General features: G+C 64.8%; 13 protein-coding genes. 9 read left to right on the top strand and 4 right to left on the bottom strand.

Annotated features, from left to right (window positions below; all coding sequences use genetic code 11):
- Positions 1–43: 43 nt before the first annotated feature.
- The gene (locus tag J0A91_RS15510) at positions 44–1090 is read right to left on the bottom strand and encodes a rod shape-determining protein (protein WP_069205666.1); all 1047 of its coding nucleotides are present in this window, start codon (positions 1088–1090) and stop codon (positions 44–46) included.
- Between the two features lie 156 nt (positions 1091–1246).
- Here J0A91_RS15510 and mutL point away from each other — a divergent pair, with 156 nt between their 5' ends.
- Positions 1247–3082: a DNA mismatch repair endonuclease MutL gene (mutL, locus tag J0A91_RS15505; RefSeq protein ID WP_069205665.1), complete on the top strand. Its 1836-nt coding sequence runs from the start codon at positions 1247–1249 to the stop codon at positions 3080–3082.
- 6 nt (positions 3083–3088) lie between these two features.
- On the opposite strand, the gene J0A91_RS15500 is transcribed toward mutL, so the two are convergent.
- Positions 3089–3721: a TetR/AcrR family transcriptional regulator gene (locus J0A91_RS15500; RefSeq protein WP_069205664.1), complete on the bottom strand. Its 633-nt coding sequence runs from the start codon at positions 3719–3721 to the stop codon at positions 3089–3091.
- A gap of 96 nt (positions 3722–3817) precedes the next feature.
- Between J0A91_RS15500 and J0A91_RS15495 the strand changes: the two genes are divergently transcribed.
- Positions 3818–4483: an O-methyltransferase gene (locus J0A91_RS15495; RefSeq protein WP_069205663.1), complete on the top strand. Its 666-nt coding sequence runs from the start codon at positions 3818–3820 to the stop codon at positions 4481–4483.
- Positions 4484–4502: 19 nt separating this feature from the next.
- Here J0A91_RS15495 and J0A91_RS15490 read toward each other — a convergent pair whose 3' ends face one another.
- Together J0A91_RS15490 and J0A91_RS15485 are read right to left on the bottom strand one after the other, a co-directional pair.
- Positions 4503–6275: a cation:proton antiporter domain-containing protein gene (locus J0A91_RS15490; RefSeq protein ID WP_069207384.1), complete on the bottom strand. Its 1773-nt coding sequence runs from the start codon at positions 6273–6275 to the stop codon at positions 4503–4505.
- Between the two features lie 124 nt (positions 6276–6399).
- Complete coding sequence (locus J0A91_RS15485) at positions 6400–7626, bottom strand: NADP-dependent isocitrate dehydrogenase (protein WP_069205662.1); 1227 nt, start codon at positions 7624–7626, stop codon at positions 6400–6402.
- 124 nt (positions 7627–7750) lie between these two features.
- Here J0A91_RS15485 and J0A91_RS15480 point away from each other — a divergent pair, with 124 nt between their 5' ends.
- From J0A91_RS15480 to frr, 7 genes are all read left to right on the top strand, one after another.
- A complete protein-coding gene (locus J0A91_RS15480) occupies positions 7751–8473 on the top strand; it encodes a phosphatidylserine decarboxylase (RefSeq protein WP_069205661.1) in 723 nt (240 codons plus the stop codon).
- Between the two features lie 27 nt (positions 8474–8500).
- Positions 8501–9313 (top strand): CDP-alcohol phosphatidyltransferase family protein, encoded by an 813-nt coding sequence (locus J0A91_RS15475; RefSeq protein WP_069205660.1) that lies wholly within the window; start codon positions 8501–8503, stop codon positions 9311–9313.
- Complete coding sequence (locus J0A91_RS15470; RefSeq protein ID WP_169833153.1) at positions 9282–9605, top strand: hypothetical protein; 324 nt, start codon at positions 9282–9284, stop codon at positions 9603–9605. The genes J0A91_RS15475 and J0A91_RS15470 overlap by 32 nt, the downstream gene beginning before the upstream one ends.
- A gap of 104 nt (positions 9606–9709) precedes the next feature.
- Entirely contained in the window at positions 9710–10552 is an 843-nt protein-coding gene (rpsB, locus tag J0A91_RS15465) for a 30S ribosomal protein S2 (protein WP_069205658.1), read from the top strand.
- An 85-nt stretch (positions 10553–10637) separates the two neighbouring features.
- Positions 10638–11576, top strand: coding sequence for a translation elongation factor Ts (tsf, locus tag J0A91_RS15460; RefSeq protein WP_069205657.1), 939 nt, complete (start codon positions 10638–10640; stop codon positions 11574–11576).
- 208 nt (positions 11577–11784) lie between these two features.
- The gene (pyrH, locus tag J0A91_RS15455) at positions 11785–12456 is read left to right on the top strand and encodes a UMP kinase (RefSeq protein WP_069207383.1); all 672 of its coding nucleotides are present in this window, start codon (positions 11785–11787) and stop codon (positions 12454–12456) included.
- A gap of 1 nt (position 12457) precedes the next feature.
- The gene (frr, locus tag J0A91_RS15450; RefSeq protein ID WP_069205656.1) at positions 12458–13015 is read left to right on the top strand and encodes a ribosome recycling factor; all 558 of its coding nucleotides are present in this window, start codon (positions 12458–12460) and stop codon (positions 13013–13015) included.
- Positions 13016–13057 lie beyond the last annotated feature (42 nt).

Here is a 13057-nt window from a genome sequence, read left to right as displayed (position 1 = left end):
GGGTAGCGGTATCGCACGTAGCGACACCGCTATCCGAAAATCGTCAGGCGCTGTGCAAGACGCCGCGGAACACCGGATCTTCGAGCGCGCGGCCGGTGCCGAGCGCAACGCAGATCAGCGGATCGTCGGCGACGGTGACGGGCAGGCCTGTCTCATCGCGCAGCACCTCATCGATACCCTTTAGCAGCGCGCCGCCGCCGGTGAGAACGATGCCCTGATCGACGATGTCCGCCGCCAGTTCGGGCGCGGTATTCTCGAGCGCGATTCGGACGCCCTCGACGATCGTGCCGACCGGCTCGCTGAGCGCCTCGGCGATCTGGCCCTGATTGATCTGGATTTCCTTGGGCACGCCGTTGACAAGATCGCGGCCCTTGATGTGGATCGTCAGACCAATGCCGTCCGCCGGCGGCTTGGCGACGCCGACTTCCTGCTTGATCCGTTCCGCCGTCGCATCGCCGATCAGCAGATTGTGATTGCGGCGCACGTAGGAGACGATCGCTTCGTCCATCTTGTCGCCGCCGACGCGAACCGAAGTGGTATAGGCGAGGCCACGCAGCGACAGGACGGCGACTTCGGTCGTGCCGCCGCCGATGTCGACCACCATCGAGCCGATCGGCTCGGTGACGGGCATGTCCGCGCCGATCGCGGCCGCCATCGGCTCCTCGATCAGCCAGACTTGCGATGCGCCGGCATTGGAGGCGGCATCGCGGATCGCGCGGCGCTCTACCGAGGTCGAGCCCGACGGCACGCAGATCACGATCTGCGGCCAACGCATGAAGCGCCGCTGACCACCGTGAACCTTGTGGATGAAATGCTTGATCATCTGCTCGGCGACGTCGATGTCGGCGATCACGCCGTCGCGCAGCGGACGAATCGCCTGGATGCTATCGGGAGTCTTGCCCATCATCAGCTTGGCGTCGTCGCCGACCGCCTTCACGCGCTTGACGCCGTTGAGAGTCTCGACGGCGACCACCGACGGTTCGTTGAGGACGATACCGCGCCCGCGCAAATAGACGACGGTGTTCGCGGTCCCGAGATCGATCGCCATGTCGTGCGACATGAATTTGAAGAAACGCGAGAAGAAGGCCATTGATCGTTCCGTCCTAAGCCGTCCCTAGAGCAAGGTCGCGGCAATTCGCACAACTCCCAGCGTCGTCTTCATGGCCGGTGCGCCAGAGCTATCGCCCTGATCGCGTGAGATGAATGCGGGTCGCGGGATGGCTGCGCTTGGGCTAGAGCATGACTCATGTCAATACGGCGCTTACCTGAACATCTGGTCAATCGAATCGCTGCCGGGGAGGTTGTCGAACGCCCTGCCAGCGCGCTCAAGGAGCTGGTCGAAAACGCGATAGATGCCGATGCATCGCGTATTTCCATTCGGCTCGTCGCAGGCGGTACAGACCTCGTCGAAGTTACCGACGATGGCTGCGGCATGACGCACGCCGACATGGCGCTCGCGCTTGAGCGACATGCGACCTCGAAGCTGCCGGACGAGGCTATCGAAGCCGTTGCGACGTTGGGTTTTCGCGGCGAGGCGTTGCCCTCAATTGCGAGCGTCGCGCGGCTTTCGCTCGAAAGCAGGGTGCCCGGCGCGGAAGGCTGGTCGCGAATCGTCGATAACGGCGTGGTGACGGGTGAGGGGCCGGCGGCGATTCCCCCCGGCACGCGCGTTCGCGTTGAGGCTTTGTTCGAGCGCGTACCGGCGCGGCGCAAGTTCCTGCGTTCGGCGCGGTCGGAATATGCCGCCAGCCTGGACGTGGTGAAGCGGCTCGCGATGGCCCGGCCCGACATCGCGTTCAACGTTGAGCATGACGGGCGTCGCGTGCTGACCGTCGCCGCTGGCGAGACCTTGCCGGACCGCGTGGCCGCGCTCACCGATCGCGGGCTGATCGAGAACGGCATCGGTGTCGATCTGGAACGCGAGGGCATCGTGCTCGGCGGGATCGCCGGGCTGCCGACCTTCAACCGTGGCATCGCCGACCATCAATATCTGTTCGTCAATGGCCGCCCGGTGAAGGACCGACTGCTGACCGGCGCGGTGCGCGGCGCGTATGCCGAGCTGCTCGCCCGCGACCGCCATGCGGTGGTGGCCCTGTTCCTCCAGGTGCCGGGCGATCTCGTCGATGTGAATGTGCACCCCGCCAAGACCGAGGTGCGCTTCCGCGAACCCGCGCTGGTGCGCGGCCTGATCGTCAGCGGCCTACGCCGCGCGCTCGACGAAGCCGGCCACCGCAGCGTGCAGCGGCCCGATGCGGCAGCGCTGGAGCTGTGGAAATCCGAGATCATCGCGCCACCTTCTCCCGCACCCCATTTATGGGGCGCATCGCCGCAAGTCTTTCCCCCGGAAAGACTCGAGGGCGACGATGCGGGCCGGGGAGAGGGGCGGTACGAAGCGGCGTTGCCCGTATCGCACGCCGTCTACGACCGCCGCCCATCGTTCGCCGCCCCGCCACCGCAGGCCCGCGCCGAGCCCGCCTACCAGCCCCCCCCGCAAACCGAACGCTATCCGCTCGGCGTCGCGCGTGGGCAGGTCGCACGTACCTATATCGTTGCCGAGGCCGAGGACGGGCTGGTGCTAGTCGACCAGCACGCCGCGCACGAGCGACTGGTGCTCGAGCGCATGCGCAAGGCAATGGCGGGCGGTGGGGTCGCGTCGCAGGCGCTGCTGCTCGCCGAAGTGGTTGAACTCGACGAACCCGCCTGCGACCGGCTCGAAGCTCGCGCCGCCGAGCTCGCCGAATTCGGCCTCGATCTCGATCGCTTCGGCCCGCGCGCGATGCTGGTGCGCGGCGTACCGGCGCTGCTCGGGCAGGGCGATGTCGTTGGCCTCGTCACTGACATCGCCGACGAACTCGCCGCGTTCGACGAGGCGCTGAGCCTCAAGGAACGGCTCGATCATGTCGCGGCGACGATGGCGTGCCACGGCTCGGTGCGCGCCGGCCGCGTGCTGTCGGTTGCCGAGATGAACGCATTGCTTCGCGAAATGGAGGTGACGCCGCATTCGGGCCAGTGCAACCACGGTCGTCCGACCTGGATCAAGCTCGCGCATGGCGACATCGAGAAGCTGTTCGGGCGGAAATAGCCTCAATCAGCCTCGGTTCAGCCGCTCCAGATAGGTCTCGAACATATCCGCGAGCGAATCCGAATAGGCCTCAACCTGGGCGGCCAGCGCGGTATCTTCGGAGAGGCGCTTGCCGACATCGGCGAGTGTCATCATCACCAGATTGCCCGCGATCTCGCGCGTATCCTCGCCGCAGCCGGGCAGCGCCTCGACCATGAAGGCGCGCAGGATCGCGCTCCCGCGCACCCGCGGCACCGCCGCTTCGGGCGCGTCACGATAATATGGCGCGGCGTCGGCGAGCGCGATCCGCATCTCGGCCTCCTCGCATTCGGATCGCACGAAGGCGTGAACCAGCCGACGGAGCCGGTCGCGCGGCGGCGCCGAACGATCCTCGAGAATGCCACGCATCAAAGCGCCGGTCTCTGACCATTCGTCGCTCTGCAACCGGAACAGGATCGCCGCCTTGTTGGGAAAATATTGATAGAGCGAACCGATGCTGACGCCGGCCCGCTCCGCGACTCTTGCAGTGGTGAAGCGGTGCGCACCGTCCTCCGCCAGAACGCGAGCGGCAGCTTCGAGAATGTCCGCGACCAACTGCGCCGATCGCGCCTGTCGCGGGGCTTTTCGCGCGGAAATCCTGGGTTTCTCGTGCTCGGTCATCGCGCCTTCCAGGATGCGAATAGGGAATGCGACGGATTACTCGTATTTTCGTGAGGCGCGCAATACCGCGCGCCGTTCCCCTCACGGAGACTGCCAGTGACCACCTTGACCACCGCCCCGATCGCGCCGCTGCTCGCCGCGTTGTTCGCGGAGACCGACCGTAGCGAGGGCGTGCTTCCGCCAGCGCTCGCTGACCTCTCGACCGCGCAGCGCGCGGCGATGCTTCGCAGCAAGACCGACTATATCGACCTGTACAGTTACATGAAGGATTCGCCGCTCGCCGTATCGCGCGAAACCGGGGTGCTACTCTACATGCTCGCCCGTGCGCTCGGCGCCAAGGCGATCGTCGAGTTCGGCACCTCGTTCGGCATCTCCACGCTCCATCTCGCGGCGGCGCTGCGCGACAATGCCGGCGGGCGGCTCATCACCACCGAGTTCGAGCCGGCCAAGATCGCGCGCGCGACCGAGAATCTCGACGCTGGCGGTGTGCTCGATCTGGTCGACTTGCGCGCCGGCGATGCGCTCGACACGCTTGCGTCGGATCTGCCTGAGACGATCGATCTCGTGCTGCTCGACGGCGCCAAGGCGCTGTATGGCGACATCCTCGATCTGCTCGAAAGCCGGCTACGCCCCGGTGCGCTGCTCATCGCCGACAATGCCGATATGTGCCCGGACTATCTGGCGCGGGTTCGTGCCGATGATGGCGGCTACCTCTCAGTGCCGTTCGGCAGCGACGTCGAGTTGTCGATGCGGATCGGCTGATGCGAGATGGGCGAGGGGATCACCCCTCGTTCACGCGCACCCGTCTGATCCGCGGTGTCCGCTCCAGATCCGCGGCCTGCTTGATCCCCTGCCGCAGTTCGTCGCGCTTTTCGTGGATAGAGGCGATCACCGGGCCGACGGCAACGCCGAGATCGGTCAGCACCGCTTCGGAGAGTTGCAGTGAGCTTTCCAGCGTCTCGGGCACCGCATCGGTCACGCCGGCGCGGTACAGTTCGGCGGCATGGTCGACATCGCGCGCACGGGCGATGATCGTGAGATTGGGCACCCAACCGCGCACCCGCCGCGTCACCTGTACCGTCAGCACCGGATCATCCATCGTCAGGATCAGCGCCTTCGCCCGCCCGAGATTGAGCCGATCGACCAGTTCGGGTCGCGACACGTCACCGAAGATCAGCGGATAGCCGTCTCGCCGCGCCGCCGTTACCGTATCGATATCGGCCTCGACCGCGACATAGGGCTGGTTGTGCGTCGCGAGCATGTCCGCCACCATCCGTCCGACCCGCCCGAAGCCGATGATGACCGTGCCCGGCCCGTCGTTCGGGATTCTCAGGTCGAGCGTATCGTCGCCACCACCGCGCCGTTCGATCCGCGCCGCCACGCGCCGCCCCGCCCAGGCGAGCAGCGGCGTGATCGTGAGACCGATCGCCGTTACGGTCTGCCAGTAAGCGGCGGTGGAGGGCGCGATCAGCGCTGCCTGCGCGGCTGTGCCGAGCACGATCAACGTCGTCTCCGACGGACTCGACATCAGCACGCCGGTTTCAGCGGCGATGCCCGATTTGACCCCGCCGAGCTTGAGCAACGCGAACGTCACCACGGTCTTGACGACGATCACGCCGAGGATGCCGAGCAGCAACGCGCTCCAATTGTCGGCGATCTGGCGCAGATCGAGGCTCATGCCGACGGTGAGCAGGAACACGCCGAGCGCGAGGCCCTTGAACGGCGCGGTCATCACTTCGACCTCACTGTGATAATCGGTCTCGGCGATCAGCAGACCGGCGAGCAGCGCGCCGACGATCGGCGACAGCCCAGCCGCCGCGGTGGCGAGGCTCGCCGCGATCACGATCAGCAGGGACGCGGCGAGGAACAGTTCGGGGCTTTTGGTGCGCGCCGCCTGGGCGAACAGCCGCGGCAGGATGAACCGGCCGCCCAGGTACATGACGACCACGGTTATCAGTCCGCGTCCGAGGACCCCCACGAACGCCCAGTCGCCACCGGTCGCGTTGGGCGAGAAGGCAGCGAGCACGAAGATGATCGGCACCAGCGCGAGATCCTCGAACAGCAGCATCGCGAACGCCGAGCGACCGACCGCGCTGGTCGTGCCAGCGATCGGCAGGACCAAGGCGGTGGAGGATAGCGTCAGCGCGAAACCGAGGCCGATCGCGCCCGGCCATTCCTGTCCGAGAAGATGCAGCGCGACTCCGATGATGAGGCCCGAGCCGATCAGTTCGGCGGCGCCCGTGCCGAACACTTGCGCGCGCATCGCCCAGAGCCGCTTGAACGACAGCTCCAACCCGATCGAGAAAAGCAGCAGGATGATGCCGAACTCGGCGAATGGCTCGATCGAATGCGCGTCGGAGATGGTGATGTAGTAGAGCCACGGGTAGCTCCCCACCAACGAACCGAGGCCAGCCGGCCCGACCAGCACGCCGACCAGGATGAACCCGATCACCGGACTGATCCGGAATCGCGCGAAGGTGGGAATCACGAGGCCCGCCGCCCCGAGGATGACGAGCGTATCGCTCAGTCCGTTATTGTCGAGCGCCAATGCCATGATCGGCATCTAGCCAGAGAAGCGGGGGTTTGTCAGCCGGTGACTGTGGCCGACATGACAATATTGTCAGGTCGCGAATGTGGCTGACCGCTCGCTCATGGCGAGCGAGCGGTCACATCCAGACTCACGCGGCGAGAACGTCGCCCATCTTGGCTTCGAGATTGACGCGCACTGCCTCGAAGAACTGCTCGGTCGTCATCCACGCCTGGTTCGGGCCGATCAGCAGCGCGAGATCCTTGGTCATCTTGCCACTCTCGACGGTCTCGATGCAGACCTTCTCGAGCGTCTCCGCGAACTTGGTCACCTCGGGGGTGCCGTCGAACTTGCCGCGATAGATCAGGCCGCGGGTCCACGCGAAGATCGATGCGATCGGGTTGGTCGAGGTCGCCTTGCCCTGTTCGTGCATGCGGAAGTGGCGCGTGACGGTGCCGTGCGCGGCTTCAGCCTCGACGGTCTTGCCGTCCGGCGTCAGCAGCACCGAGGTCATCAGGCCGAGCGAACCGAACCCTTGCGCGACCTGATCCGACTGCACGTCGCCATCATAGTTCTTGCAGGCCCACACGAACTCGCCGTTCCACTTGAGCGCCGATGCGACCATGTCGTCGATCAGGCGATGCTCGTAGGTGATGCCGGCTTCCTTGAACTGGTCCTTGAACTCGTTCTCGAAAACCTCGGCGAACAGATCCTTGAAGCGGCCGTCATAGGCCTTGAGGATGGTGTTCTTGGTCGACAGGTACACCGGCCACTTGAGGTTCAGGCCATAGTGCATCGAGGCGCGCGCGAAATCGCGGATCGAATCGTCGAGATTGTACATCGCCAGCGCGACGCCCGGCGACGGGAAATCAAACACTTCGCGGTCGATCTTGGTGCCGTCGGCGCCGTCAAACACGAGACGCAGCTTGCCGGGGCCGGGAACGAGGAAATCGGTCGCGCGATACTGATCGCCGAAAGCGTGACGGCCGACGACGATCGGCTTGGTCCAACCCGGAATCAGCCGCGGCACGTTCGAGATCACGATCGGCTCGCGGAAGATCGTGCCGCCAAGGATGTTGCGGATCGTGCCGTTGGGCGACTTCCACATCTGCTTGAGGCCGAATTCCTCGACCCGCGCCTCATCGGGGGTGATCGTCGCGCACTTCACGCCGACGCCGTATTTCTGGATCGCCTTGGCGCTGTCGATGGTGATCTGGTCGTTGGTCTCGTCGCGCTTCTGCACGCCGAGGTCGTAATATTCGAGATCGATGTCGAGATAGGGGAGGATGAGTCGCTCGCGAATCCACTGCCAGATGATCCGCGTCATCTCGTCGCCGTCGATCTCCACGACGGGCGTCTTCACCTTGATCTTCGCCATTTTGTCTCTCTTGTGCAGGAGGAGTTTGGGCAAGCGTCTAGGAGCAAGCCCGCGCCGGATCAACCACCGCCGGATGATGCGGCGGTGATTGTGTTGGCCGGCGCGGCGGCGTAGGTCTGCGGCCATGCCGTCTCTCGAAAAACCCGAAATCACCACCTCCACCGTCAAATGGCGCTTCGCCGACATGCACCCCGAGGGGCGCAAATATGTGCTGATCGCGGCAGCGATCACCTTCGCGATGTGGCTTTTGGTGCCGATCCTGACCTGGCCGATGATCGCCGTGACCGGGTGGGTCGCCCTGTTCTTCCGCGACCCGATCCGCGTGACGCCACAGGCCGAGGGGCTGGTGGTCGCACCCGCCGACGGCCTCATCACGATGATCGAGCGCGTGCCCGTGCCGCGCGAGATCGCGGGCGAACTGGGCGTATTGCCGCTGGTGCGCGTGTCGATCTTTATGTCGGTGTTCGACGTCCACATCAATCGCACGCCGATCGCAGGGACGATCCGACAGGTCGTCTATATCTCGGGCAAGTTCCTGAACGCCGATCTCGACAAGGCGAGCGAGGAGAACGAACGCCAGCATATCGTCGTCGAGGATCGCGACGGCCGTCGCATCGGTTTCACCCAGATCGCCGGGCTGGTCGCGCGCCGGATCGTGCCGTTCGTCAAGACCGGCGACATGGTCGCGCGGGGGCAGCGGATTGGCCTGATCCGCTTCGGTAGCCGTGTCGATGTGTATCTGCCCGAGGATTGCGCCTGCCAGGTCGCACTCGGCCAGCGCAGCATCGCCGGCGAGACCGTGCTGGGCCGCGTCGGCGGCATCGTCGCGACCGGGATTTCGCAGTGACCGTAACCGCCAGAGCAGTTCGTTAAAATGCGTCGCCCGCTCCGCCGCTCACGACGCGGCCTGCCGCTGCGTGCGGTCGCACCCAACGCCGTCACCGCTTTGGCGCTGTGCTTCGGGCTGACCGGCATCCGCTATGCGATCTCGTCCGACTGGGAGGCGGCGGTGACGATGATCATGATCGCGAGCGTGCTCGACGGCCTCGACGGCACGGTCGCGCGGTTGGTGCGCGGCGAAAGCCGGTTCGGTGCGGAACTCGATTCGCTATCCGACGCGATTTCCTTCGGGGTATCGCCAGCGGTGATCCTCTACCTGTGGTCACTAAAGGATGCGCCGCGCGTCGGCTGGCTGTGCGCGATGGTGTTCGCGGTATTTTGTGCGTTGCGGCTTGCGCGCTTCAATGCAGCGATCGACTTGCGCGACCAACCGCACAAATCGGCTGGTTTCCTCACCGGCGCGCCGGCGCCGGCCGGTGCGGCGCTAGCGATGCTGCCGATGTATCTCTGGTTCTGGACCGGGCAACCGTGGTTCCGGTCACCAGCGATCGTGCTGCCCTGGGTCGCGTTGATGGCGATCCTGATGGTGTCCAGCGTCGCGACTTTCAGCTGGGGATCGCTCAAGTTGCGCGATCACATCCGGTTCGAGGCAATCGCCGTCGTCGTGCTGCTCGGCGCCGCGCTGATTTCAGCGCCGTGGCACACTCTGTCGGCTTTGTGCGTGTGCTATCTTGCCACGCTGCCGTTCAGCATCAACGCGTATCGGCGTGTCAGGCGGCTTCGCGAAACGATGCCGGCCGGAGCCGCTGCGCCGATTGCACCCGAGCCCGCACGCGACGATCGCTGACCACGAAGACCTGATCGGATGCCACGACCTCGACTTCACCGCGCAGCAGCGCGACGATCCGCGGCAGTGCCGGGACGAGCGTGAAAGCGAAAACCCATACAGCCGCCGTGAACGCCGCGGCGAAGACCATGCAATCGAGAACTGCGACCATTGCTCAACTTCCTGTTTACGCGCGAAGTCGAAGATCAGAAAGCTTCAGACCCCGGCGATGTTCCACGTACCGCTGATGAACATGTTATGTTCCACATTTGTACCGTTCGTCAAGCTTGATTTTCGCGGAAAGCTCGGCTAACGGGTCCGCCTTCACACCGCATGGGAAGCACATAGCCGGTGTCCAGAGGGTAACCCTCACGGATCACACGCTTCCCAGAGGCATAACCGGAAAGGAACTATCTTATGGCGGCACCTGTCGTCTCCATGCAGCAATTGCTCGAAACGGGCGCGCACTTCGGCCACCAGACCCACCGCTGGAACCCGAAGATGAAGCCTTACATCTTTGGCGACCGCAACGGCGTCCACATCCTCGATCTCTCGCAGACCGTGCCGCTGTTGGCGCGCGCGCTCGAATTCATCAGCGCATCGACCGCCGCTGGCGGCAAGGTTCTGTTCGTCGGCACCAAGCGCCAGGCGCAGGAGCCGGTTGCGGACGCGGCGCGTCGCGCTGGCCAGCATTTCGTCAACCATCGCTGGCTGGGCGGCATGCTCACCAACTGGAAGACGATCTCGAACTCGATCAAGCGCATGAAGGCGCTCGAAGAGCAGCTTTCGGGCGACACGCACGGCCTCACCAAGAAGGAAGTGCTCCAGCTTACCCGCGAGAAAGACAAGCTCGAACTGTCGCTCGGCGGCATTCGTGACATGGGCGGCATCCCCGACGTGATGTTCGTGATCGACGCGAACAAGGAAGAGCTGGCGATCAAGGAAGCCAACACGCTCGGCATTCCGGTCGTCGCGATCCTCGATTCGAACGTCTCGCCTGATGGTATCGCGTTCCCGGTACCGGCGAACGATGACGCGAGCCGCGCCATCCGCCTGTACTGCGAAGCCGTCGCGATCGCCGCGACGCGTGGCGGTCATGAGCAGGTTGCCCGCCGTGGCGTCGATTTCGGCGCGATGGAGCAGCCGCCGGTCGAGGAAGCGCTGACCGTCGAGACCCCGGCCGCCGAGCCGGGCGACGTTCCGCCAGTCGCGGCCGAAGTCGAGATGGCTGCCGAGACCGAGCGCCAGCTCGACGCCTGAGCGTCGTTTAACTGACATATGGGCGGGGTAGGGCGAAGCTCTTCCCCGTCCTTACCCATATCTGCAAAGCCAAGAGGAAATCGACATGGCAGAGATCACAGCCGCTGCGGTGAAAGACCTGCGCGAGAAGAGCGGCGCGGGCATGATGGATTGCAAAAAGGCGCTGACCGAAGCTGCCGGTGATACGGATGCCGCGATGGACTGGCTTCGCGCCAAGGGCCTCGCCGCCGCCGCCAAGAAATCAAGCCGCACCGCTGCCGAGGGTCTCGTCGGCGTCGAAGTGTCGGGCACCAAGGGTGCCGCGGTCGAGGTGAACTCGGAAACAGATTTCGTCGCGAAGAACGTTCAGTTCCAGACGTTCGTGCGTGATGTCGTATCGGTGGCGCTCGAGATGGGCGACGATCTCGACACGATCAAGGCGACGTCGCTCGGTGAAAAGACCGTCGAGGAGACCCTTGTCACCAACATCGCGACGATCGGTGAGAACCAGGCGGTCCGTCGCGCCAAGCGCCTCGAAGTGTCGGCCGGCGCGGTCGTGCCGTACATTCACAACGCGCAGGCTCCCGGCCTCGGCAAGATCGGCGTGCTCGTCGCGCTTGAGAGCGAAGCTGGCGCGGATGTGCTTGAGCCGCTCGGCAAGCAGATTGCGATGCACATCGCCGCTGCTTTCCCGCTGGCGCTGAGCGCCGACGGGATTGATCCGGCCATCGTCGAGCGCGAAGCCGCGATCGCCAAGGAAAAGAACGCCGACAAGATCGCCGGCAAGCCGCCCGAGGTCGCCGAGAAGATCATCCGCGGCCCGGTCGACAAGTTCTTGCGCGAGAACGCGCTGCTTACGCAGGCGTTCGTGATGGACGGCAAAACGCCGGTTCAGGATGTCATCGCCGCCGCCGCCAAGGCAGCGGGCGCGGCAATCGTGCTCAAGGACTATGTCCGCTTCCAGCTCGGCGAAGGCATCGAAAAGGAAGTCAGCGACTTCGCGGCCGAAGTGGCTGCCGCCTCGGGCGTTCCCGCCAAGGTGTAAGCCTCTGCGCCGCCCGCTGCCGATTGTCGGCAGCGGGCGGTGTTTGTCGTCTGCACGGCATGACGATATGTTCAGCGTGGTTTCCACGCTTCCAATCGCGGAGGGCCGCGACTAAGGTCCGCCCCGCACCCGCCCCTCAGCATGATGGAATCCCGTGAGCGATCCTAGGTTCAAGCGCATCCTGTTGAAATTGTCGGGCGAAGTCCTGATGGGCGAGGGGGGGCTGGCGATCGACCCCGCCGTTACCGCCCGCGTTGCCGGCGAGATCGCCGATGCTCGCGCCGCCGGATATGAAGTGTGCGTCGTCGTTGGTGGCGGCAACATCTTCCGTGGCTTGTCCGCAGCTGCCAAAGGCATAGAGCGCGCGACTGCCGACTACATGGGCATGCTTGCAACCGTGATGAACGCGCTTGCGGTGCAGAATGCACTGGAGCAGATCGGCATCGATACGCGCGTGCAATCGGCGATCCCCATGCAGTCGGTATGTGAGCCGTTCATTCGCCGCCGTGCCGAGCGCCATCTCGAAAAGGGCCGCGTAGTGATTTTCGCCGCTGGCGTCGGCAGCCCGTTCTTCACAACCGATAGCGGCGCTGCCTTGCGCGCGGCTGAAATGAAGTGCGATGCCCTGTTCAAGGGCACGTCGGTAGACGGCGTCTATGATGCCGATCCGAAGAAGGTTCCGACCGCAAAGCGTTTCGAAACCGTGGCTTATAGCACGGTTCTCGCGCAGGATCTCAAGGTGATGGACGCCAGCGCCATCGCTTTGTGCCGCGACAACAATATCCCGATCGTCGTGTTCAACATCCGCGAGCATGGCAATCTCGCCGCCGTGCTGCGTGGCGAGGGCGTTTCGACGGTCGTTCAGGCCCAAGGAGAATAACATGGCAGCCTATGACAAGGCCGATCTGGAACGCCGCATGGCGGGCAGTGTCGAAGCGCTCAAGAGCGATCTCGGCGGCCTGCGCACCGGTCGCGCGTCGATCTCGCTGCTCGATCCGGTCACGGTCGAGGTGTACGGCTCGCACATGCCGCTCAACACGATCGCGACCGTCTCGGTGCCCGAACCGCGCATGATCTCGGTTCAGGTGTGGGACAAGAGCAATGTCGGCCCTGCCGACAAAGCGATCCGGTCGGCCGGTCTTGGTCTCAACCCAATCGTCGATGGCACCACGTTGCGCCTGCCGATTCCGGACCTGACCGAAGATCGCCGCAAGGAACTGGCCAAGCTCGCCGGCAAATACGCCGAAGGCGCACGTATCGCCGCGCGCAACGTGCGCCGTGACGGCATGGACAGCCTGAAGGTCGACGAGAAGAAGGGTGTCATCTCCGAGGACGAGCGCAAGCGCCTCGAAACCGAGGTGCAGAAGCTGACCGACGCGACGATCGCCGATATCGATGCGGCGGCGGCGGCAAAGGAAAAGGAAATCCTCGGCAAGTGAGCGCCCGGCCTGCCCCGGTTGCACGGATTGCCGATGGCGGGG

The organism is Sphingomonas panacis (assembly GCF_001717955.1).
Lineage (GTDB): Bacteria > Pseudomonadota > Alphaproteobacteria > Sphingomonadales > Sphingomonadaceae > Sphingomonas > Sphingomonas panacis.
This window is presented reverse-complemented; position numbering and strand designations above follow the sequence as displayed.